The 21,489-nt window shown below is 70.6% G+C and carries 20 protein-coding genes; 12 read left to right on the top strand and 8 right to left on the bottom strand.

Translation table 11 applies throughout. The features are described 5' to 3' along the window. Positions 1–65: 65 nt before the first annotated feature. A complete protein-coding gene (locus JHN45_RS24390; RefSeq protein ID WP_200712038.1) occupies positions 66–1,226 on the bottom strand; it encodes an LLM class flavin-dependent oxidoreductase in 1,161 nt (386 codons plus the stop codon). Positions 1,227–1,430: 204 nt separating this feature from the next. Here JHN45_RS24390 and JHN45_RS24385 point away from each other — a divergent pair, with 204 nt between their 5' ends. Next, complete coding sequence (locus tag JHN45_RS24385) at positions 1,431–2,333, top strand: TIGR03619 family F420-dependent LLM class oxidoreductase (RefSeq protein ID WP_200712039.1); 903 nt, start codon at positions 1,431–1,433, stop codon at positions 2,331–2,333. 150 nt (positions 2,334–2,483) lie between these two features. Here the strand turns inward: JHN45_RS24385 and JHN45_RS24380 are convergent, their stop codons facing one another. From JHN45_RS24380 to JHN45_RS24365, 4 genes are all read right to left on the bottom strand, one after another. Next, on the bottom strand, positions 2,484–3,251 hold the full coding sequence (locus tag JHN45_RS24380; protein WP_200712040.1) for an AfsR/SARP family transcriptional regulator: 768 nt from the start codon (positions 3,249–3,251) through the stop codon (positions 2,484–2,486). Positions 3,252–3,426: 175 nt separating this feature from the next. Next, entirely contained in the window at positions 3,427–6,255 is a 2,829-nt protein-coding gene (locus JHN45_RS54085; protein WP_200712041.1) for an AAA family ATPase, read from the bottom strand. A gap of 186 nt (positions 6,256–6,441) precedes the next feature. Continuing rightward, the gene (locus JHN45_RS24370) at positions 6,442–7,263 is read right to left on the bottom strand and encodes a thioesterase II family protein (protein ID WP_201050625.1); all 822 of its coding nucleotides are present in this window, start codon (positions 7,261–7,263) and stop codon (positions 6,442–6,444) included. After that, complete coding sequence (locus JHN45_RS24365) at positions 7,260–7,493, bottom strand: hypothetical protein (protein WP_200712043.1); 234 nt, start codon at positions 7,491–7,493, stop codon at positions 7,260–7,262. Before JHN45_RS24365 ends, JHN45_RS24370 begins: the two co-directional genes overlap by 4 nt. Positions 7,494–8,052: 559 nt before the next feature. On the opposite strand from JHN45_RS24365, the gene JHN45_RS24360 reads away from it, so the two are divergent. From JHN45_RS24360 to JHN45_RS24320, 9 genes are all read left to right on the top strand, one after another. Continuing rightward, a complete protein-coding gene (locus JHN45_RS24360) occupies positions 8,053–8,892 on the top strand; it encodes a helix-turn-helix domain-containing protein (RefSeq protein WP_234468371.1) in 840 nt (279 codons plus the stop codon). 117 nt (positions 8,893–9,009) lie between these two features. Further along, positions 9,010–9,885, top strand: coding sequence for an MBL fold metallo-hydrolase (locus JHN45_RS24355; protein ID WP_200712045.1), 876 nt, complete (start codon positions 9,010–9,012; stop codon positions 9,883–9,885). Positions 9,886–10,085: 200 nt separating this feature from the next. Then, a complete protein-coding gene (locus JHN45_RS24350) occupies positions 10,086–11,561 on the top strand; it encodes an MFS transporter (RefSeq protein WP_236584034.1) in 1,476 nt (491 codons plus the stop codon). An 89-nt stretch (positions 11,562–11,650) separates the two neighbouring features. Next, entirely contained in the window at positions 11,651–12,685 is a 1,035-nt protein-coding gene (locus tag JHN45_RS24345; protein WP_200712046.1) for an AvrD family protein, read from the top strand. Between the two features lie 70 nt (positions 12,686–12,755). Beyond that, positions 12,756–13,451 (top strand): AAA family ATPase, encoded by a 696-nt coding sequence (locus tag JHN45_RS24340; RefSeq protein ID WP_200712047.1) that lies wholly within the window; start codon positions 12,756–12,758, stop codon positions 13,449–13,451. 112 nt (positions 13,452–13,563) lie between these two features. Next, a complete protein-coding gene (locus tag JHN45_RS24335) occupies positions 13,564–14,571 on the top strand; it encodes a beta-ketoacyl-ACP synthase III (RefSeq protein ID WP_200712048.1) in 1,008 nt (335 codons plus the stop codon). A 343-nt stretch (positions 14,572–14,914) separates the two neighbouring features. Continuing rightward, the gene (locus JHN45_RS24330) at positions 14,915–15,181 is read left to right on the top strand and encodes an acyl carrier protein (RefSeq protein WP_200712049.1); all 267 of its coding nucleotides are present in this window, start codon (positions 14,915–14,917) and stop codon (positions 15,179–15,181) included. 194 nt (positions 15,182–15,375) lie between these two features. Next, on the top strand, positions 15,376–16,125 hold the full coding sequence (locus tag JHN45_RS24325) for an HAD family phosphatase (protein WP_201050624.1): 750 nt from the start codon (positions 15,376–15,378) through the stop codon (positions 16,123–16,125). Beyond that, positions 16,122–16,712, top strand: coding sequence for an AAA family ATPase (locus JHN45_RS24320; protein WP_201050623.1), 591 nt, complete (start codon positions 16,122–16,124; stop codon positions 16,710–16,712). Before JHN45_RS24325 ends, JHN45_RS24320 begins: the two co-directional genes overlap by 4 nt. Before the next feature lie 290 nt (positions 16,713–17,002). Here JHN45_RS24320 and JHN45_RS24315 read toward each other — a convergent pair whose 3' ends face one another. The 3 genes from JHN45_RS24315 to JHN45_RS24305 all read right to left on the bottom strand — a co-directional run bounded on the left by JHN45_RS24315 (position 17,003) and on the right by JHN45_RS24305 (position 19,776). Then, positions 17,003–17,947 (bottom strand): DUF4037 domain-containing protein, encoded by a 945-nt coding sequence (locus JHN45_RS24315; RefSeq protein WP_201050643.1) that lies wholly within the window; start codon positions 17,945–17,947, stop codon positions 17,003–17,005. A gap of 96 nt (positions 17,948–18,043) precedes the next feature. After that, on the bottom strand, positions 18,044–18,529 hold the full coding sequence (locus JHN45_RS24310) for a GNAT family N-acetyltransferase (protein ID WP_200717739.1): 486 nt from the start codon (positions 18,527–18,529) through the stop codon (positions 18,044–18,046). Further along, complete coding sequence (locus JHN45_RS24305) at positions 18,526–19,776, bottom strand: MFS transporter (protein WP_201050622.1); 1,251 nt, start codon at positions 19,774–19,776, stop codon at positions 18,526–18,528. The genes JHN45_RS24310 and JHN45_RS24305 overlap by 4 nt, the downstream gene beginning before the upstream one ends. A gap of 159 nt (positions 19,777–19,935) precedes the next feature. On the opposite strand from JHN45_RS24305, the gene JHN45_RS24300 reads away from it, so the two are divergent. Then, a complete protein-coding gene (locus JHN45_RS24300; RefSeq protein WP_200717569.1) occupies positions 19,936–20,589 on the top strand; it encodes a rhomboid-like protein in 654 nt (217 codons plus the stop codon). 9 nt (positions 20,590–20,598) lie between these two features. Then, a partial coding sequence (locus tag JHN45_RS24295; protein ID WP_201050621.1) for an FAD-binding oxidoreductase occupies positions 20,599–21,489 on the top strand: 891 nt, incomplete at its 3' end.

The raw sequence follows: 21,489 nt of genomic DNA, 5'->3' as shown, positions 1-21,489 counted from the left end.
CCACCGCCGCTGCCGCACCCTGGCGGACCTCGCCGGGTGCGGCAGCGACGTTCGACGACGATCGGTCAGCCGGCGGCGCCACGCGGCCGTGCTCCGTGATCGGGCAGCGTGAGCTTGCCGCCGAACAGGTCGCGGTTCTCCTGGTACCACCGCGCGGACTCGGCCAGCGGGCGCGCCGAACCGGTGAAGTGCGGTGCCACATAGCGTGCCAGCAGGTCGTAACTGCGCTTGGTGCGCTCCGGATCGGCCCAGTCCTGGAGGTACACCAGGAGGGTGCCGAAACCGCCGGTCTCCTCCTGCATGCGCCGGATGCCCGCCACGCAGTCGTCGACCGAGCCGATGATCGCGCTGCCGGCCTCGATCGCCGCCTCGATGGCGTTCTCCGGATCGACGCCGGGGATGCTCACGTCGAGCCCGCGCAGATCACCCCAGTACTCGTAGGCCCAGCGCTGGTAGCCGGCCCGCACGTCGTCGATGGCCTGTGCGCGCGTCTCGGCGACGTGGATCGGCAGCGTGATCCGCCAGTTCCCGCGGTCGACGGTCCTGCCGTGCTCCGCGGCGGCCTCCTCGGCGTAGCGCCACTGTGTCTTCATGTCGGGAGGGCGGTGACCGGGCCGCGACACCCCGAACGAGACGGTGCTGATGCCGAGTTGACCCGACAGCCGCACGCTGTGCGGCGAGGCGACGCTCGCGGCCGCGATCTCCACCTTGCCCGCCCGGTACGGCGCGAGCTGGAGCTTGGCGTCCTGGAGAGTGAACCACGAGGTCTTCCTGGTGACCGGCTGGTCCCCGTGGAGCAGTTCCACGACCGCCTCCAGGGACTCGCCGAACATGCGACGCATCTCCCCCCACTCGCGGCCGAGCATGTGCGCGTCCACCGGGCTGCTGCCCGCGCCGACCCCGAGGATGAAGCGGCCACGGGTCAGATGATCGAGATGCAGGGCGCGGCTGGCCACCATGAACGGGTGGTGATACGGCAGTGTCATCACGCCGGTGGCCAGTTTGATCTGGCGCGTACGCTCGGCGGCGGCGGCCACGAACAGTTCGGGGAAGCCGATGCTGTTCCAGCCCAGCGAATGGTGTTCGCCGATCCAGAATTCATCGTAGTTGAGCCGGTCGAACAACTCGATCAATTCGAGGTCGCGCTCGAACTGGAGGGTGGGATCCTCGCCGAGCGGATGGAACGGTGCGAGAAAAGCGCCGAATTTGAGTCGGTCCGGATACATCAAATCCCCTGTCTGTCATCGATGATTCGCCGCCTGAACGAATATAGGTGTCGGGCCGGGTCCCAGGGGGGAGTCAGTTTCTCCTATTGGTCGCACCACCAGTACTCCTGCCGGCGGGACCAGCGCGCTCTGGAGCACCGCTTTCCGTTCCCCTAACGTGGGTTCCATTGCTGGTGACATTCCGGAGCGGGTGGGAGCGCACATATGCGGCTGGGATTCGGTCTTCCGACATTCGGTCCGGCGGCCAACGAGGTGAACGGCATCGCCCGGTTCGCCGCCGACGCGGAGAAACTCGGCGCGACCAGCCTCTGGGTCGGCGACCGGCTGTTGACCGCGGTGGATCCGACCGTCGGCTATTCCCCCGGTTCCCCTGCCATTCCGGACGAGTTCCGGGTGGCGGCCGACCCGTTGACGGCGCTGGCGGTCGCGGCGGCGGTCACCAGTGAGGTCCGGCTGGGCAGCAGCGGCATCAACGCGCCGTGGTACTCGCCCGCGCTGCTGGCACGCGCGCTGGCCAGCCTCGACGTGGCCAGCGGTGGTCGGCTCATCGCCGGGTTCGGGAGCGGCTGGTCGCCCGAGGAGTACCAGGCCGCAGGGGTGCCGTTCGAAGGGCGCGGCGCGAGGCTCGACGAACTGCTGGACGTGCTCGTGTCCTGGTGGACGGTCAACCCCGTGCAGCACCAGGGCCCGCTGTTCACGATCCCGGCCGGCCATGTGGAGCTCAAGCCCGTGCAACGGCCGCATCCCCCGATCTATCTCGGGGCGTTCGGACGACGGGCACTGCGGCGGATCGGAGCGCGGGCCGACGGCTGGATGCCGGTGTGGTGGGCGCCCGAGGCCTTTCCCGCGACGCGGCTCACCGAGGGGTGGGCGACCGTCCGGCAGGCGGCGGAGGAGGTCGGGCGGGACCCGGACGGGATCGGGGTGATCCTGCGGGTCAACGTGGCCGCCGGCACACCGGTGACGGTGGTCGCCGAGGAGGTGATGAAGATGCGTTCGGTGGTGCCGGCGAGCGAGGTCTTCGTCGACTTCACCTTCGTGACCGGCACCGTCGATCACACCATCGACCTGGCCGGGCGCCTGCTGGACCTCGTCTCGGCGGGGTGAGGGCGCAGAGCGGACGGGGCGCCGGGTGAGAACGAGCCGCACCCGGCGCCTGCGGTGGTGCCGCGTACCTGTCCGGGAGCCGGCTGCGCGGACCGCCGGTGGGCGGCCGGGCCCCGCGGTTCACCTAGAAGCCCGGCCGCCCGCGGCGGTTCATGCCGCTGCCGGCACCCTCAACTCCTCGTCGGCCAGGATCTGCTGGTGCAGTTCGTACAACGGTCGGCACGGCGTGATGCCCAGCTCGCGGTCGAGCAGGGAGCACACCCGCTGGAAGGCACGGAGGGCGTCGGCCCGCCGGTCCGAGCGGTACAGGGCGAGCATCAGCTGCCGGTGGAACGCCTCGATCAGCGGATGTTTGTTCACGAGCGTGTACAGCGGCCCCACCAGCTCCCGGTGCCGCCCCATCATCAGGTCCGCCTCGTTGCCCAACTCGACGCACTCCAGCCGGGTTTCCTCGGCCCAGGTCGCGAACTCGTCCACGATGGGGCCGCCGCGCAGCTCGCCGAGAACCGTGCCGCGCCACAGCGCGAGCGCCCGGCCGCAGGCCACGGAGGCCTCCTGGTACTGCCCGGCGCGGAACGCGGCCCGGCTCTGCCGGGCAAGCCGCTGGAACTCGTGCGCGTCCAGGCTGCTGTCACCGAGCTCCAGGACATAACCGGGGAACCGGGTCACGATCGGGCTGCGGCCCTCATCGGCGCGTCCGAGCAGTTTGCGCAGCTGCGATATGTAGACGTGCAGAGTGGCGACGGCACGGCGCGGGGGATCGGCACCCCAGATCTCGGTGCACATCTGGTCCATGGAGACGACGTCGTCGGCACGTACCAGCATGGCCGCGAGCAGGGACTCCATCTTCGGAGCGGTGACCGTGAACACGTCCTTGCCGTCAGTGATGCGCAGGCTTCCCAGGATCTCGAATCGCATGACGCTGCCTTCCTGGTGGGGGGAGGCCCGACGACGCTCGGCGCAACGTCGGGCCGGAGCGCTCGTCGAGTCGGATCAATTGTTTCCGGAATACTTCCTCCAGCTAGAGGTTCGTCCATATCGGGACCGGTCTATGCGCTGTTCCCATGGATCCCGCAGAGCTGATATAAGCCTCTCAGTAATTGTGTGTACGTGCATCAGTAGAAATACGTACGGCCATCAATCGGGCCAGCTCCGCGCGGGAACCGATCTCCAGTTTCCGGTAAATGCGGGAGAGATGGACCTCGATCGTGCGCGGGCTCACCCGCAGTGTCTCGGCGACCTCGCGGGTGCGTCGCCCGGTGCCGACCAGGCGTGCCACCTCCAGCTCCCGCCGGGTCAGCGGCATGAGATCGGGTGCCGGACGTACGGACGGCGGCTGGGCGAAGAGCGGCACGTGCCAGTGATCGGCCAGTCCCCGCGCGGCGGTCCACAGTTCCTCCGCGTCCTCGGGCCGTCCGCCGGCACTCGCCGCCTGGGCGGTCCGTACGGCCGCGTGCAGGCTCTGGAGTCTCAACTGCGCGCCGTCGAAGAGGCGTTCGGCTTTCCGATAGGCGGTGATCGCCGCGGCCGGCTCGTTCTGCTGGGTGAGTACATGACCGCGAGCCAAGAGCGCGTAGGCCCGTGTGTGCGGCAGCGGGCAGACCTCCGTCACCCGGGAGGCGCGCTCGGCCCACACAGCGGCGTGGGTGCCGCTGGAGGCGGAGGCCCGGGCGAGCAACTCGTAGGCCCGGGCCCGCAGCGGCGGGCTCAGCGCGCCGAATTCGGGGGCGCCCAGATCGAGCAACAGGTCCAGGCAGCGTTCCTGACCGCCCTGGAGCAGCAGGCATTCGGCGACCGTCAGCACGGCCAGCGAGTGCCAGATGTCGCTCCAGTGGTGCAGGGCCCGCAGCGCTTCCTCCGTAGCGGCCGAGGCACGGCTGCTGCCCGGCAGCTCCGCGTAGGTGACGGCGAGCGCCTCCTGGGCCATCGCGTATGCCCGCAGCCGGTCCGCGCCCAGGTGTCCGGCCAGGTCCGCGGCGTCGGCGGCCGAGCGCCGCGCGCTGTTCAGCCGACCCTGTCGCAGCTGCGCCTCGGCGAGTCCGCTGAGCAGCGTGGGGAGCATGGTGTCGGGGGAGCGGCCCGCCGAGACGGCGATACCGCGGACATAGTGGGACTCCGCCTCCTGGGGCCGCCCCAGCGCCAGGGCGCACCCGCCGAGCAGGGCGAAGTACTCCGTGTGCAGGCGCAGTTCGGCGTTCGGGAGCTCGTCCAGCTGCCGTACCGCGGCGTCGTAGGAGGCCAGGGCCCGCGCGGTGCGGCCGGCGGTCAGTTCGGCGAGGGCGTGCAGCGACAGGGCGCCGGCCAGCGTCGTCGCCCGGCCGGCGGAGCGGGCCAGGCGGAGCGCGGCGGAGGCGAGGGCGGTCAGTTCGCCGTCGTTGCCCAGGGTGGACCGGATGCCCCGGAAGATCGTCAGCCGGGCGAGCAGATCCGGGTCGGCGGCGGAGCCGGCCCGCGCGAGTTCGGTGCGCAGCAGCGCGTCGGCCTCGGCGAACCGCCCGTGCAGGCACTCCACCAGCACACAGACGCGTATCGCCGCGTGGTGCGCCTCGTCCGGCCGTATCCCTGCCTCCTGGGTGAGCCGGGACCGTAGCGCCTCGTTGCCGTGGAGGCAGTCGGTCGCCCGGAGTGCCCGGGCCAGGGGTGGGACCAGGCCGAGCAGCCGGCCGGGCGAGCTGTCGTCCGGGGCGAGGCCGCGCAGCGCGAGCAGCAGCCAGCGCACGGCGTCCTCGGGGGCGCTCAGTACCGCCTCATTGCCGGCCCGGGCCAGTGTCTCCAGGTCCTCCGGGGTGAAGGTGCTGGTGGACAGCTCGATGTGCACGGCACGCTCGGAGGCCGGGGCGGCGCGGCGGTTGAGGGCGGTCAGTGCCCTGCGGTGGGCCTGCCGGCGCCAGCAGTGGTCCGCTCGCTCGTGCACCAGCTCGCGCAGTACCGGCTGGCGGAAGACGAACTGGGTGGCGGAGTGGGGCAGCGGGCGCAGGATGTCGAGCCGGATCAGCCCGGTGACGGCCGCGCACACCTCGTCGTAGGGCAGCTCGCAGACGTCCGCCAGTTCCTCACGGGTGAAGCGGTCGCCCAGCACCGCCCCGGACTCGGCCACGAGACGTTCGACGGGGTTCGGCAACTCCAGCTCGGCGGCGAGCGGGGCCAGTCGGCCGGTGACCAGGTCGGCGGTCATCGAGGGTCTGAGCGGCGCGGACTCACCGAGTACCAGCAGATTCAGGATGTTGCCCTGGCTCTCGAGATACGCCGACCGCAGCCAGCCGGTGTCGGGCCGTACGTTCAGCAGTTGGGCCGCTTGCTCCGGGCTGATCGGCCCCAGCCCGACGCGGGTCACCCGGCCCTGTTCGGCACCGTAGGCGAGCGTGCTGAGCAGGGCCGGGTCGGCCTGCCGGGGCCGGTGGGCGATGACGATGAGGAGGGGCGCCCTGAGTGACCAGCGCACCAAGTGGTCGGCGAACTCCAGGGACTTCGGGTCGGCCCAGTGGAAGTCGTCGAGCACCAGCAGCAGTCCGCCGGCTGCGGTGTCGGCCAGTAAGGCGTGCACCGCCTGAGACAACGGGAGCGGCTGGGGCGGGGGATCCGTGCGGCTGCGCCGGGCGCACAGTCCCGCCCGAACCAGTTCGGCATGAGCCGGTGAGAGCCGGGCCAGCGCCTGCGGCGTCACCAGGTTGCCGAGAGCCCGGGTGAAGACAGCGAACGCGTTCCGTTCCGCCGGGTAGCAGCGGCCGTCGAGCACCCGGATTCCCTGGTCCCGGGCCGCCGACGACAACCGGGCCAGCAGCCGTGTCTTTCCGGACCCCGGGTCCCCGTGCAGTTCGACGACGCCGCCGTGGCCGTCGCCGACCTGCCGGAGTGCCTGCAGCAGTTGCAGTGATTCACCGCAGCGCACCGATGCTTCCCGTGGAGTATCTGTGGTGGCCAAAGATGTTTCCACAGTGACTGAGACCTTTCCCCCGAACCGGCCAATCGTTGCCACGGTAACAACTGCTGTCCGAATGAGGGGGATGATTTCATGAGCAGTAAACAATCGATGGCGTGCGAAATAGGTTATTCTAGGCCGGTTTTTTTGACCAATTTTTTATTTCCGCTCGGCTGGGAAGCATAGTTTTTACAGTCCCGACATCTGGGACCGGCCGTCGGCTCGGATCCGCTCCGTGGCGACCGGGAGCAGCTGGGAGATCACCCGCAGTGTGGCCTCGGGGAACTCCCGGTGGAAGAAGTGGCCGCCGGGCATGGTGTGCACCTGGAGGTCGTTCGTGGTGTGCCGTGCCCACTCCCGGGCCTGCGCCGGCGTGAGGAGCGGGTCGCTCTGTGCCGCCAGCACGCCCAGCGGCACGGGCAGCCGCACGACGGGGTGACGCGGATGGCTGTGCGCCAGACTCAGGTCGTCCCGCAGCAGCTCGACGGACCTCCGCAACCAGTCCGGGTGACGCGACACCCGCTCGGGGACACCGCCCAGCTCCCGCATCCACGAGGCGAGTTCGGCGTCGGAGGCGTTCTGCGGGGCGACGGCGGAGCGCGGCAGATGCGGCGGTGAGCACGCTCCCACCAGCAACAGCTCCGGTGCGCGTCGGCCCGTCGTCACTCGGCGGCGGGTCAGCTCATGGGCGATCAGACCGCCCAGGCTGTGTCCGTACACCGCGTAGGACCCGTCCAGCAGGGGGTCGAGCTGCTCGTCGAGCTCGTCCAGCAGCCGGCCGAAGTCCCGGAACCGCGACTGGCGTACCCGGCGCTCCCGCCCCGGCAGCTGTACCGGTACCACCGTGACGGCCGGACCGAGCCCGGCCTGCCAGGAGGCGAAAGAGGAGGCCGCGCCACCTGCGTGGTGGAAGCACAGCAGTCGGATCGACGCACTGTCCGGCAGCCGCTGCCACGGGAGCAGACAGGGTGGGACGGTTCCGGCTCCGGAGACAAGGCCGTCGACGGTCATGTCCTCACCGACTCGACGGTGGGCCCGGGGAGATCCTCCGGGCGGGCCGTCTCCGGCCGCAGTGCCCTCGGCACCCGTACGCCGGTCGCCCGCTCCGGCGCGGTCGGCGGCGGCGAGGTGAGCGCGTCCCGGGCGGGTGGCTTGTCGGAGCCGTTGCGCACGGTCGGGACCGTCACCTCCTGACCGGCCTCGTCGCGGACGAGCATGAGGAACTCGTCGACTGTCTTCACGTGTTCAGCCCTCCCAGGCTCTGCGCCCGCCGGATCCGCGCCGCGGGCTCGGTGTTCCGCGACGCTCTTTGCGGACGAGAGACACCGGACCGTCGCCGCCCGGCGGGAAGCCGCCGGACACGGCCGCGTCATCGTTGGCAACCTGTCTAAAGGCGACCTAACGGCGGCCTAGGTCCTGTCCGCAGGCGGGACCTTGCGGACAGGACCTAAGGCCCGGCAGCCGGGACACGGCGAAGCCGGAGTGACGGGAGACGGGAGTCCTGGCCAGAGCTTCTTAAGCCGTACTTTGGGTGGCCCGATTAGACCTGCCTACGCACTTCGGCGTCATCGACGCCACGGCGACCACGAGTCGGAGTCCGACCTGGACATGGAGGTGACAGCGCATGGCGCGTCGTCTGCCGCGCGGCGCTGCCGTGCCTCAAGTCCCTCTTCCCCAGGGGCATCTCGGGGCCCGACCATGGAGGTGTAACCCCTGTCACGTGTCGCGCACAGCAGGGGAGCAGATGCGTAAGGTGGCGTATATCTCAGTGTCTATGGCTGGACAAAGGGGCGGGGGGGCATGCCGACTGGCCGTCAATTAAAGGAACTCGGACAGTTCTTGAAGGTGCGCCGGGGGGAGGTGAACCCCACCGAAGTGGGTCTGCCGCGCGCAGGTGTGCGCAGAACACCCGGGCTGCGCCGTGAGGAAGTGGCGCTCCTGGCCGGTGTGGGAGTGTCCTGGTACACCTGGATCGAGCAGGGCCGGGCCGAGAACGTGTCCGCCGAGGTGCTCGCCGCGATCTCCCGGGTTCTCAGCCTGGACGACACCCAGCGTCAGTACGTGTGGCGGCTCGCCGGTCTGGGCTCGTCCCATTTCGCCTCCTCGTCCCCACCGGACAGGGAGTCCTTCAAGCCCTTCGTCGACAACTGGCTGCCCAACCCGGCCTACATCGCCGACCGGCTGTGGAACGTGGTGGTGGCGAACGCCGCCGCCCGCGAACTGCTGGCGCTGGACTCGGGCTGCGGCAACATGGTGGAGGACTTCTTCCTCAACCCGCAGACGCGTACCCGGTATCCGGACTGGGAGCAGGACGCGGCGACGGTGGTGGCGCGGTTCCGGGCGCACACCGCGAACCATTCGGGCGACCTCCTGCTGGAGGCGATGGTGGACCGGCTGCTCGCGCGCAGCGAGCAGTTCGCGAAGCTGTGGAACGCGCAGGAGGTGCAGGAGGACTCCTGCGGCATCGACCTGCTCCAGCATCCGCGGGCCGGTGAGCTGTCCCTGCGGCGGACGACGCTGGACTTCACTCCGCGACTGGGACTGCGGCTCACCGTGTTCATGCCGGTCCCCGGGACCCGGGCGGAGCGAGCCCTGCCGCTTCTCACCCTGTCGCGGGACGTGCGAGGCTCCGCGGCCTGAGGGTCGGGTTGTCCCGCCGGGCCGGCGGGACAACCCGGCTTTTCTTACTCACTTCCCCTGCTTTCTCTTCTTTCTTTCTTCCTCTCTCTGTCATCCCCTGCCGAAAGTGCCTTCGCCATGTCTGCTGTACTGCCGCTGGAGCGGCTGACACGTCCCTCGCCGCTGCGGTCGCTCACCTTCGGGGACTGGCGGCTGACCCATGTCCCGGACGGGATGGTCCAGTTGAGGCCCGAGGGCTGGTTCACCGGACTCGGCCCGGACGACCTCGCCACGCTCGCCCCCTACCGGGACCCGGACGGTTTCCTGGTCGCTTCGGTGGGCGGCCTGCTGATCGAGCACCAGGGCCGGTCCCTGCTGATCGATACCGGATTCGGCCCGCGACACCTGGCGGCGGCGCAGACGCATCCCGCCCTGGGCATGCTGGCGGGCGGCGACCTGATCACCCTCCTCCGGACGGCGGGGGTGAACGCGGAAGCCGTGGACACGGTCGCCTTCACCCATCTGCACGACGATCACATCGGCTGGGTGCTGGCGGCCGACGGAGCCCACTTCGAGGGCGTCACGTCCTTCGCGCTGTCGGCGGCCGAGTGGCGGGAGCGGGGCAGCCTGCTGCCGGCGAAGATCGCGGGCCGGGTACGAACGGTGGCGGACGGCGGCGAGGTGTTTCCCGGCGTCACCCTGCGGGAGTGGCCCGGACACACCAGCGGCCACGCGGGATACGTCGTGGAGGTCGCCGACGAGCGGTCCGGGGACGACGGCGTCCACCGGGTACTGGTGCTCGGGGACGCGCTGCACTCTCCCGCCCAGACGGCGCATCCCGAGTGGCGGGTGTTCTTCGACGGCGCGGGCGAGGAGGCGGTCGGGACGCGGCGGGCCGTACTGGAGGAGGCCGCGCGGCCGGGCACCGTCTGCTACGCCGGGCACTTCGCGGACGTGGTCTTCGGCCGGGTCGAGGTCACGGACGGCGGATACCGATGGCAGGCCCTGGAGTGAACAGGGCGCGCCGCTACGGAAGTTGTGAGGCCGGCGGGCCGGGGCGTGCACCACGTCCCGGCCCACCGTGTGTACGGCGACCGCCGGTGAGTCATCCGGCCCCGGGGCAGGGGCAGGGGCAGGCACCGAGCCTGTTGGCGGCGACCAATATGTTGAGCCCGCACTGTTTGGTGATCGCGATCGGCGTGAGGCTTCTGACCATGCCGAAGACACACTCCCCAGACCTCTCCATGACAGGGAAGCAGAAGACGATCCTCGTCGTTCTGCTGGGCGCGCAGTTCATGTTCGCCGTCGACTTCTCCATCCTCACCGTGGCGCTGCCCGAGATCGGCTCGGACCTCGGGTTCGGGCTCGACAGCCTCCAATGGATCTCCACGGCCTTCGCCCTGACCGCCGCCGGCTTCATGCTGCTCTTCGGGCGCATCGGCGACCTGATCGGCCGCAAGAAGCTGTTCCTCGTCGGCATGGCGCTGCTGACCGTCTCCTCGCTGCTCGGTGGCCTCGCCACCAGTCCCGGGCTGATGATCGCGGCCCGGGTGCTGCAGGGTCTCGCCACCGCGATCGTCACCCCGTCGGGCATGGCGCTGATCACCACCAGCTTCGAGGAGGGCCCGCTGCGCACCAAGGCGCTCGGGCTGAACGGCGCGCTGCTCTCCCTCGGGTTCGCCGGCGGCGCGGTCCTCGGCGGGGTGCTCACCGACCTGCTCTCCTGGCGCTGGGACTTCTTCATCAACGTCCCGGTCGGCGTGGCCCTGTTCATCGGCGGCATCCTGGTGATCACCGACTCGGTGGCCGAGGACCGGCCCAAGCTGGACGTCCCCGGCTCGATCACCGTCACCGCGGGCCTGCTCGCCTTCGTGTACGGCGTCACCAGCGCCGAGCGCGAGGGCTGGGGCTCCGCGCAGACGTGGGCCACGCTGCTGGTCGCCGCCGTACTGCTGGTCTCCTTCTACGTCATCGAGCTGCGGGCCGCCGCGCCGCTCGCCCCGGTGCGCGTCCTGAAGGCCAACTCCGTCAAGTGGGGCAACCTGGGCGGCCTGGTCACCTTCTCCATGGAGTCCGCGCTGTCGTTCCTGCTCACCCTCTATCTTCAGCAGGTGCTGGGCCTCACCCCGTTCCAGACGGGCCTGATGTTCGGCTTCCTGGGAATCGGCGCGTTCCTCGGCGGCACCTTCGCCTCGAAGATCATCGCCCGTACCGGCGCCAAGGGCAGTCTGGTCCTCGGTCTCGCCGTGCAGGGCGTCATGACGGGCGCGCTGTTCTGGCTGGGCGAGAACAAGTCCGCGGGCATCGCCGCCGTCCTGTTCACCACGTTCGTCGGCGGATTCGGCCACGTCCTGGCGATCGTCGCCTACACGGTCGTAGGCACCTCCGGCATCGAGGACCGTGAGCAGGGCCTCGCCACCGGTCTGGCCGCCATGACCCAGCAGATCGGCTTCACGCTCGGTATCCCGGTGATGTCGGCCGTCGCCGCCTCGCAGTACGGGGAGCTGGAGAACGGCGTCGCCTCCGCGGCAGGCGTCCTGGACGGCACCACCTTCGCCATCCTCGTCGACGGCCTGGTGGTCGTCGCCGGCGCCCTCGTCATCAGCGTCCTGCTGCGCACGGCGAAGCCCGCTTCCCACACCGCCGTGAGCGTTGGCGAGGAGGAGTCCAGCCTCACAGCCGCCCCGTAGCCGGCGCCCCGGCCGCTCTCCCGGGCGCGGGGCCCCTCGCCCCGCACCCGCCCGAGTACCACACGCCCCGAGCACAAGGAAGGAACCCGATGTCTGCCCAGTCTGCCTCGTCCCTTCTGCACGTCGCTCCCCCCTACCTCCCGGACGTCTCCGACTACCTGGGCGCGCCCGAACGCCGCTTCTTCGGCGAGGGATACAAACGCGCCCGACACCGCCTGACCGGCTTCCACATACCCGAAGCGGGCGGCGCGGCCGCCGATGCGCCCCGGCTGGCCGCCACCGCGCAGGTCGACTACCCGAGCGACTGGTCCCGCAAGGGTGACACCGACCAGCGGCCGCACCTGTCCACCGTCGACGTCCTGCTCCTCGGAGCCCAGCTCACCGAGGCCCTGCTCACGAGCCATCTGCTGCTGACCGAGCGGGAACTCGCCACGGTCTGGCTCGCCCGGGTCCGTATCAAGGCCGGCACCCGCCCGGTGGAGGAGGACCTGACCGGGTTCCCGGTCTCGGCGTACGTCGCCGACCGGCTCCCCTCCCCGCGACCCGGCCGCAGCCGTACCGCGGTCGAGGCCACGGTGGGCACCCTGCGCATCCGTCTGGAGGCCGACCATCCGGACGTCCGTCCGGGCGGGCGTGCCCGCATCGAGCCCGTGGTCCGCGAGGGCGGCTACGGCGACACCCGCCGACTCGGCACCCAGCGCGTCGAGAGCATGCAGGTCAGGCCGGGCAGCAACGTCGCCACCGCCGACGTACACCTCACCGGCGGCCCGGACGGCGAGCTCGGCGGCATGGAGGGCGAACAGCAGCCGTCCGTGCACCTGGTGGACGCCTTCGTGACGGCCCTTCAGGTCGGGCAGGTCCTGCTCTACGAGCTGGACCGGGTACCCCGCGCCGCCTCCGACACCCTGTGGATGCGCAGCACGCTGCTGACGGCGACCACTCCGCACCGGCCGCGCGTCACCGCCGACGGCGGTCCGCTGCCCATGCGCGCGGAGCTGCGCGACGCCGTCCTGCTCAACAACCGCCACGGCGAGTCCTGGCGGCGCGCGGACATCGCCGCGCAGCTCGCCGACATCTCCGTGGTCTGCTCGGTGGCCCACCGGCTGCCGCTGTCCGCGCCCTGAACCGAACCCTCGTCCCACGGCGTTCGGGCCCCAGAGCCCCGGCGCCGTCCGTCAATCACGGGAGAACCACATGAAGCTCGCCATCGCCGGCACCTACTCGGTCGGCAAGACCCTCACCACGATGGCCGTCTCGCACCTGACCGGCCTGCCCCGTTCGTCCGCCAAGACCATGCGGGAACTGCTGCCCATCTCTATCCCCGGCAAGACCCTGGAGGAGTGCACCCCGCCCGAGCTGATCATGCTGATCATGCGGCGCAACCAGGAGCGCGCGGTCAACGAGTCCCACCTGCCCGAGGGCTTCGTCTCCGACGGCTCCTCACTGCACGAGTGGGCCTACGGCACCGTCCGCGTACTGGTCGGCATCAACCCGAACGAGTCGGTGGACCTGGACACCATCGAGGTCAGCGAGGAGATCGGCTTCTACGGCAAGGTCCTGGCGCAGATGGCCGTGCCCGCCAAGCAGCACGCCCGCGCCACCTACGACTCCTTCGTCCACCTGCCCATCGAGTTCCCGCTGGTCCCCGACGGGCACCGCCCGGTCAACGAGCGCTTCCGGTCCCTCGCGGACGAGCTGATGCTCAGGACCCTGGACGAGCTGAACATCCCGTACCACACGGTGGGCGGCTCCATACCCGAGCGCCTTCAGAAGATCATCGACATCTACGGCTTCAAGCCCGTGATGAGCATCGACGCGGCGATCGAGAAGGCCCAGACCGACTACGCGCTCATCGACACGAGCTCGGAACTCACCCGCGCCGCCGCCTGAACCCCGGCCGCCGCACGAGGCCCGCATCCCTGCCGGCCACCACGAAAGAACAGAGCCACCACAGCGAGGACACACAGAACCGGACACCACCCAGGAAAGTCGGGGGACACCCATGCCGTACGCAGTCCTGCGCGGGCTCGGCACCCATCTGCCGTCGAGGCGCGTCACCAACGCGGAACTCGCCACCCTCTTCGAGACCTCCGACGAGTGGATCACCACCCGCACCGGAATCAGGGAGCGCTACTGGGCCCCGCCCGGCCAGTCCACCGGCGATCTGGCCACCGAGGCGGGCCGCGCGGCCCTGAAGTCCGCCGGTCTCGACGAGGGAGCCGAGGTCGGTCTCGTCATCGTCGCCACCACCACACCCGACCATCCCTGCCCCGGCACCGCGCCCGACGTGGCGGCCCGGCTGGGGCTCGGGACCGCCGCCGCGTACGACATCGCCGCGGTGTGCTCCGGTTTCGTCTACGCCCTCGAAGCGGCCGCCAACGCCATCGAGGCGGGCCGGGTCGAGCGGGCGCTGGTCATCGGGGCCGAGACGTACTCCACCATCCTCAGCCCGAACGACCGCACCACCTCGGTGATCTTCGGCGACGGAGCCGGGGCCGTCGTGCTGGGCCGCGGTAGCGGGGACGAGCCGGGCCGGCTGCTCGGCTTCGACCTGGGCAGCGACGGCACCGGCAAGGACCTCATCCAGATCCCCGCGGGCGGCTCCCGACAGCGCTCCAGCGGGGTGCCCGCCGCCGCGGACGACCACTACTTCACCATGCAGGGCAAGAAGGTGTTCGCCCACGCGGTCCACCGTATGTCGGACTCCTCGCTCGCCCTGCTGCGGAGCGTCGGCTGGAGCGCGGACCAGATCGGGTACCTGGTCGGTCACCAGGCCAACCTCCGCATCCTCAAGGCCGTGGCCGAACAGCTGGGGCTCGGTGCCGGCCAGGCCGTCACCAACATCGACAAGGTCGGCAACACCTCCGCCGCGTCCATTCCCCTGGCGCTGGCCGACGCGGCGGCGACCGGAACGTTCCGGACCGGCGAGCGCCTGCTGCTCACCGCGTTCGGCGGCGGCCTGACCTGGGGATCCGCCGCCCTCACCTGGCCGGACATCGTCCCCGTCTGACGCGGCCCCCGGACCCGGCCCGAACTCCGGCCGAGCCCGCGCACCGTGTCCTGCGCGCGCACCACCGCCGTTGCGCGTCCGCGTCCCTCGCGCGCACCATCGTCGCTGCGCGTCCGCGCCTCCCACATCCCTGGCGCCTTTCGCGCCTCTCGCGCTCCTCGCGTCCTTCGCGACCGGACAGCCGCAGCGCGCACCGTCGCCGCTGCGCCGATTCCCAGTTCAGGGTCCGCGCGTCCCACATCTCCCGCGCCGTATCACGCACGCGTGCCGAGGCCCGTGGAAACCCCGCGCGCATCGCACCGGAACCGTGCGCCACACCGAACCGGAGAGGAAACACCGTTCCATGAGCAACTCCGTCACGTCCACCTCCGTCGCCGCCCTCGCTGACGCGATCCTGGCCCTCCTGGTCGACAAGTACGAGGCCCCCGCCGAAACCACCGCCGTCGACACGGAGTTCGAACTCATCGGCTTCGACTCGCTCATCCTCGTCGAGGTCGCCGTGGACCTCGGCCGCCGCTACGGCATCGAGGTCGCCGACGACGAGCTCCAGGAGGCAGGCACCGCCACCGGGGTCGCCGAACTCCTGCTGGCCAAGGGCGCCGGCGTCTGACCTGCCGGTCCCCCGGGGCCTGTCCGGCGGATCCCGTCGCAGACTCGGGGTCCGGCACGCCCACCTGCGCTGATCGGGCGCCGACGCTCTCCTGCGACCTGATCCGCCGGACCGGCCCTCGTCCGCTCCCTCCGTCCGCAGCGCGGCCCGCCCCGACCGGGCCGGCCGCGCTCCTCCACCGGGATGGACCCGCCATGACCCCCGCCGATCACCACCCCGCGGCCTTCTTCGACGTCGACAACACACTGACCCGCGGCACCGCGATCTTCCGCTTCCTCGTCTACTGGTACGCGGCCCAGGGCAGGCCCCCGCGCGATGCCGTACGGGAACGCCAGCGCCTGAAAGCCATGACCACGGCCGGTGTCGGCCGGGAGGAGACCAACCGCGCCTACTTCCGGCTGCTGACCGGCGCCCCCGCCGCCGAGATCGCCCGAGTCGCCGAGGCCTGGTTCGGCGCCGAGCTGGCCCAGGGCGGCTTCTTCCACGAACCCGTTCTGGACGCGCTGCACGCCCACCGCCGGGACGGCCACCAGGTCGTCCTGGTCTCCGGCTCGTTCCCCGCGGTGCTCCTGCCCGTGCTGGAACACATCGGTGCACATCACCTGTTGTGCACCGAGCCCGAGATCACCCCGGTCTCCCGCACCTACACCGGCAGGCTGGCCGACCGCCCCCACCAGCCGATGATCGGCAACGCCAAGGCCGAGGCCGTACGGGAACTGGCCGACGCCCACCGCATCGACCTGGCCTCCTCCATCGCCTACGGCGACCACGTCTCCGACGCCCCGCTGCTCGCCCTGACCGACCGCGCCGTGATCGTCGGTGACGACCCGGACCTGCGGCGTCTCGCCGCCCACCACGGCTGGCACCGGCTGCCCAAGGCACCCCCGCCCCCCGCCGTACCGCTGCCCGAACCGAACCCCACCCCGCCAGGAGTACTGCTGTGAGGATCGCCGTCGTCGGCGCCTACGGAGCCGGCAAGACCACCCTGATCACCGCCGCCACGGCCCGCACAGGGCTGCCCGCCGCCCACGGCACCCCGATGCGGGACCCGGCCGGCAGCCGGCCCAAGCCGCTGGAGGAGGCCACCGAGCCCGAACTGGTCCAACTCGTCGTGCGCCGCCACGCCGAGCGGCTCCTTGCCGAGGCCGCGCACCCGGAGGGGTTCCTCTCCGACGGCTCCCTCCTCCACGAGTGGGTCTACGCCACGGTCCGGCTCGCGGTCGGCCTCCATCCCGGCACCGGCCGGGGACCGCAGATCGTGATGGCCGACCCCGACAACCCCTACCGGAGCGTGCTCGACCATCTGGGCCGCGAGTTCCTGCACCGCGCGCTCGCCTCGTACGACGTCTTCGTCCACCTCCCCGTCGAGTTCCCACTCCACGACGACCCGCCGCCCATAGCCGAACACTTCCGCACTCTCTCGGACCGCCTCCTCCTGGACACCCTCCACACAGTGGGCGCCCCCGTCCACACAGCCACCGGCTCTCTCGAGAACCGCCTGGCCGCCCTCCTCGCCCTCAGCCCTGCATGACAGATATCGACGCCCCGGGTCACTACGTCGACCGCTTCGACGGGCCGTCGCGTTCCGTGCGACGCGGCACCCAGGCTGGTCGTCGCAGGGCCTTCGTCGTGGCGATCGCCCAGCTCGCGGAGAGCATCGAGCGCCAGGACCTGGTCAGGGCACGGCGGGCGTCAAGGCCGGACTCATCCCGGCGGCAACCCCGGCGGAACGCGTCCGTGGGGATGCGTAGGTCGTCGGTTCGAATCCGACAGGCGGCTCCCTGGTTAACCCCAGGTCTGCGGTCGACTGCTGGAGCGTGATCAGTGCCGCTCGGGCAGGTGTCCCAACGCCGGGTCCGTGACGCGGGCGAGCAGGGCGGTGGTGAAGCGTTCGGCGTCCAGGACGCGGAACGGGCCGGAGGGGTGCGGGCGGGTGGTCGGGGTGACGCGGTCGGTGAGGTTCAGCTGGTTGTGGATGCCCGCCACGGCCTCGTAGGCGTCGGCCAGGTGTTTCTCGCGGGTCTGCCAGTCGGTGGCGGCCAGCGCGGCGGTGAGGACCGGGGTGAGACGGTGACCGGCCGCCGTGCGGGCGAACGCGGTGCCCAGCCACTTGTCGTACGGCGGGTAGCGGCGGTCCATGAGGAGGCACAGGCGCATCAGCCGGCGGGTCAGGTGGGCCGCGGCCACCGCGGAGCCCAACTCGTCGCCCACCTCGCCGCAGCGGCCGACGAAGGCTTCGCGTTCGGTGATGTGCCGCCACTCGCGGGCCAGGACGTGCAGCCAGACGTCGTGGGGGTACCAGCGCAAGGTGTGGCGCAGCGGGCCGAGTTGGTGGAGGCCGTCGTGGAACACCGCGCCCCCTGTGACCTCGGTGAGGAGGTGGGTGGGGGTGGCCAGCCAGTCGGTGGGCGTGATGGCGTGGGTCGGGTCGAAGCCGAGGGTGTCGGTGAACCAGGCCGTGGTGTGGGTGACTTCGACGCAGTGGTGGGTGGGGTGGCCGTGGAAGGCGCTCGGGAGGTGTTCGGCGAGGTGGTGTCTGATGCGGCCCGCGTGCCGGGGCAAGTCTCGGGTGCGGAGGAAGAGTTGGAGGCGCGGGCTCCAGGTGTGGTCCCGTGAGCGTGGGGTGTCGTAGCCGAGCACCTCGGAGCCTGCGCCGATGCGGGCGGCGGAGTGGGGGAGGTCGGGGGCGGTCTCTTCCAGGAGGGGGCGGACGGTTTCTGTGTAGAAACGGCGGGAGAGTTCGAGGCCCGGTAAGAAAGGTGGCATATTCGTGAAGCTCATGCGGGGACCCTGCCCAGTCCGGTCATGATCGTGTGCGCGAATTTGCGTCGGCGGTGCCTCTTCGGCTTTCGGCCGGTGTGTTCAGTGAGTTCGGCTTCCGGCCAGGGTGCTCAGTGCGTCGTCCGTCAGGCGGTACACCGTCCATTCGTCCTGGGGGCGGGCGCCCAGTGCCTCGTAGAAGGCGATCGACGGGGTGTTCCAGTTGAGGACGGACCACTCCAGGCGTTCGTAGCCGCGGGCCGCGCAGATGCGGGCGAGTTCGGTGAGGAGGGCCTTGCCGTGGCCGGCGCCGCGGGCGGTGGGGCGGACGTAGAGATCCTCCAGGTAGATGCCGTGGACTCCGCGCCAGGTCGAGAAGTTGAGGAACCACAGCGCGAAGCCGACCGGTTCGCCGGTGGTGTCGTCGGTCGCGATGTGGGCGTAGGCGCCCGGGTGTTCGCCGAAGAGCGCCTCGTGGAGCTGCTCCGGGGTGGCCCTCGCCTCCTGGGGTTCCTTCTCGTAGGCGGCGAGTTCGCGGATCAGGGCGTGGATGACGGGGATGTCGGTGGGCGTCGCGGTGCGGATCATGCGGAGAGCGTAGAAGACGGGCTCGGGTCCGCGTCCCGTTCGGCGGGCTCGCGGCGGGGGAGGAGGAGGGGGCTGGCCAGGAGGAGGACTCCGGCCAGTGCGATCGCCGTGCGGGGGGTCGTGGCCGCGGCCACCCATCCCCACGCGGCCGTCGTCAGCGCGATCGCGGCGCCGGTGCTGACCGACCACGCGGTGAGCGTGCGGGCGACCCGGTCGGGGGCGGTTTGGGTGAGGCGGGCGGTGGCGAGGAGGGGGTTGAAGACGCCGATGCAGGTCACCATGCCCAGTTGGAGGACGGTGACCAGGAGCATCCCGGGGACTCCGGGGCCGACGAACGCCAGACCGATCGGCCAGCACGCGCGCAGTACCCCGGCGGTGAGCAGCACCCTGTGCTGTCCGAAGCGGGCCGCGAGCGGGCGGGCGAGGCGTGAGCCGACGAAGCCGCCGGCGCCGGAGGAGGCCGCGAGCGCGAGGGCGTACTGCCAGGGCGTGAATCCGAGGTGGCCCAGCAGGAGTACGGCGAGCAGTGGCTCGGAGGCCATGATCAGGCCGTTGACCGTCATCGCGTTGAGGAGCAGGGGGCGCAGGGTGGGGTGGGCGAGGATGTAGCGCCAGCCGTCCAGCAGGTCGCCCGCGCGCAGTTGTGATGCCTTGGCGGGGGCGGGGTGCGGTTCCGTGCCGCCGATGGCGCGGATGCCCAGGGCCGAGAGCAGGTAGCTCGTGGCATCGGCCAACACGGTCGTCACCGGGCCGAACATGCCGATCGCGGCGCCGCCCAGCGGGGGGCCGAGCATCGTCGAGGTCCAAGTCGTGGACTCGAAGCGGGCGTTCGCGACCAGCAGGTTCTCGGGGGCGACGAGGGACTTCAGGTAGGCGCCGCTCGCCGCGTTGAACGCGATGTTGGCGGTGGCGACGGTGATCGAGACGAGGAGGAGCTGGGTGAAGGTGAGTCCGCCGAGCGCGTAGGCGACGGGGATGCTCACCAGGGCCGCGAAGCGGGTCAGGTCCATCGCGATCATCACCGGCCGTTTGCGGCGGAACTCCACCCAGGGGCCCAGCGGTACCGCGAGCAGGGAACCCACCGCCCGGCCCGAGGCGGCCAGTACCGCGACCTGGGTCGGGCCCGAGTGCAGTACGAGGATCGCCAGTACGGAGAAGGCGCCGAAGCCCAGGCCGGTGCCGTATGAACTGACCGCGAACGCCGCCCACAGCCAGCCGAACTGCCGGCCCAGCGTCTGCCTGCTCACCTGTGCTCCCTCTGTCGGACGACCTCAGGGATCCAAGCGAGTGGCGCCGCCCGTGGTCAAACAACCGGCTCGCTGTGCATCCACAACCACGGGTTGTGTCCACCGGTGGCCGGAATGTCGATCACGCCGGGGGCGATACTGGCGTGCGTGAATCGGCTCATGCGAATCAACCGGGGCCTCCACAGGGTGTGGACGTACGTCCGCAGCGCTCCCGGCACGTATGTCTGGCTGGGGATTCTCTTTGTCACGACGGTCGCCATGCATCACATGTCGCCGGACTTCGAGCAGGAGTTCCTGCGGCAGCGGTCCACCAACATCCACGAGCTGTCGAACAACCCGGTGCGGGTGCTGTTCGCGAGCGCGATGTGGATCGACGGGGGGCGCTGGCTGCCGTACGCCGTGCTGTACACGGTGTTCCACGCGCAGGCGGAGCGGTGGCTGGGGACGGCGCGGTGGCTGATGGTGTGTGTGGCCGCGCATGTGCTCGCCTCGTTGATCAGCGAGGGGGCGTTGTTGTGGGCCGTGAAGAACGGCATGGCGCCGCAGTCGTCCGTCGACACCCTTGATATCGGGGTGAGTTACGCGTTGGCGGGGGTGGTGGGGGTGCTGGTGTATCGGATCGCCGTGCCCTGGCGGTATCTGTACCTGGCGGTTGTGCTGGGTGTTTACGGGGTGCCCCTGGGTACCCATCGGACGTTCACCGATCTCGGGCATTTCACCTCCATGGCGATCGGTCTGGCGTGTTATCCGCTGGTCAGGGGCTGCGGAAAAGCATGGAATCCGAAGGAGACAGTGGCCGCCTTCAGGGGTTAGCGTCCGGATATGAGCGGTTCGGCGAGCGGTTCGGCAAGCGGTGTCGTGAACGGTGGCGTCTCCTTCTGGTACGCGGACGACGGTCTGCCCGAGAGGCGGGAGCCTCTCGGCGGTGATGCCTCCGCCGATGTCGTGATCGTCGGGGGTGGGTACACGGGGTTGTGGACCGCCTACTACTTGAAGAAGGCGGATCCTTCGCTGCGCGTCACGGTCCTGGAGCAGAAGTTCTGCGGGTACGGCGCGTCGGGGCGGAACGGCGGGTGGCTCTACAACGGGATCGCCGGACGGGACCGGTACGCAAGACTTCATGGTCGGGAAAGCGCGGTACGGCTGCAGAAGGCCATGAACGACACCGTCGCCGAGGTCGTGAAGGTCGCGGAGGAGGAGCGGATCCACGCCGACATCCATCGGGGTGGCGTGCTCGAAGTCGCTTGTACGCCCGCGCAGTTGGCGCGGCTGAAGGCCTTTCATGAGCACGAGTCGGCGTACGGCGAGACGGATCGGGAGTTGTACGGCGCCCGTGAGACCGCCGAGCGGATTCGCGTTGCGGACGCGGTCGGGTCTACGTGGACTCCGCACGGGGCGCGGTTGCATCCGGTGAAGCTGGTGAAGGGGCTGGCGGCGGCCGCCGAGGCGTTGGGCGTCGTCATTCATGAGTCGACGCCCGTGACGGAGATCCGGCCTCGGTGCGCTGTCACTCCGTACGGCAGTGTGCGGGCGCCCTATGTTCTGCGGTGTACGGAGGGGTTCACCGCGAGTCTCAAGGGGCAGCGGCGGACCTGGCTGCCGATGAACTCCTCGATGATCGCCACCGAGCCGCTGAGTGAGGAGCAGTGGGCTTCGGTGGGGTGGGGTGGGCTGGAGACGCTGGGGGACATGGCGCACGCGTACATGTACGCG

It is taken from the genome of Streptomyces sp. MBT53, assembly GCF_016654115.1.
Classification (GTDB): Bacteria; Actinomycetota; Actinomycetes; order Streptomycetales; family Streptomycetaceae; genus Streptomyces.
This window is presented reverse-complemented; position numbering and strand designations above follow the sequence as displayed.

Bases quoted from the DNA above. Each gene is read 5' to 3' on its own strand.
- JHN45_RS24390 (WP_200712038.1), bottom strand. From the start codon at position 1,226: ATGTATCCGGACCGACTCAAATTCGGCGCTTTTCTCGCACCGTTCCAT.
- JHN45_RS24385 (WP_200712039.1), top strand. From the start codon at position 1,431: ATGCGGCTGGGATTCGGTCTTCCGACATTCGGTCCGGCGGCCAACGAG.
- JHN45_RS24380 (WP_200712040.1), bottom strand. From the start codon at position 3,251: ATGCGATTCGAGATCCTGGGAAGCCTGCGCATCACTGACGGCAAGGAC.
- JHN45_RS24370 (WP_201050625.1), bottom strand. From the start codon at position 7,263: ATGACCGTCGACGGCCTTGTCTCCGGAGCCGGAACCGTCCCACCCTGT.
- JHN45_RS24360 (WP_234468371.1), top strand. From the start codon at position 8,053: ATGCCGACTGGCCGTCAATTAAAGGAACTCGGACAGTTCTTGAAGGTG.
- JHN45_RS24355 (WP_200712045.1), top strand. From the start codon at position 9,010: ATGTCTGCTGTACTGCCGCTGGAGCGGCTGACACGTCCCTCGCCGCTG.
- JHN45_RS24350 (WP_236584034.1), top strand. From the start codon at position 10,086: ATGCCGAAGACACACTCCCCAGACCTCTCCATGACAGGGAAGCAGAAG.
- JHN45_RS24345 (WP_200712046.1), top strand. From the start codon at position 11,651: ATGTCTGCCCAGTCTGCCTCGTCCCTTCTGCACGTCGCTCCCCCCTAC.
- JHN45_RS24340 (WP_200712047.1), top strand. From the start codon at position 12,756: ATGAAGCTCGCCATCGCCGGCACCTACTCGGTCGGCAAGACCCTCACC.
- JHN45_RS24335 (WP_200712048.1), top strand. From the start codon at position 13,564: ATGCCGTACGCAGTCCTGCGCGGGCTCGGCACCCATCTGCCGTCGAGG.
- JHN45_RS24330 (WP_200712049.1), top strand. From the start codon at position 14,915: ATGAGCAACTCCGTCACGTCCACCTCCGTCGCCGCCCTCGCTGACGCG.
- JHN45_RS24325 (WP_201050624.1), top strand. From the start codon at position 15,376: ATGACCCCCGCCGATCACCACCCCGCGGCCTTCTTCGACGTCGACAAC.
- JHN45_RS24315 (WP_201050643.1), bottom strand. From the start codon at position 17,947: ATGCCACCTTTCTTACCGGGCCTCGAACTCTCCCGCCGTTTCTACACA.
- JHN45_RS24310 (WP_200717739.1), bottom strand. From the start codon at position 18,529: ATGATCCGCACCGCGACGCCCACCGACATCCCCGTCATCCACGCCCTG.
- JHN45_RS24300 (WP_200717569.1), top strand. From the start codon at position 19,936: ATGCGAATCAACCGGGGCCTCCACAGGGTGTGGACGTACGTCCGCAGC.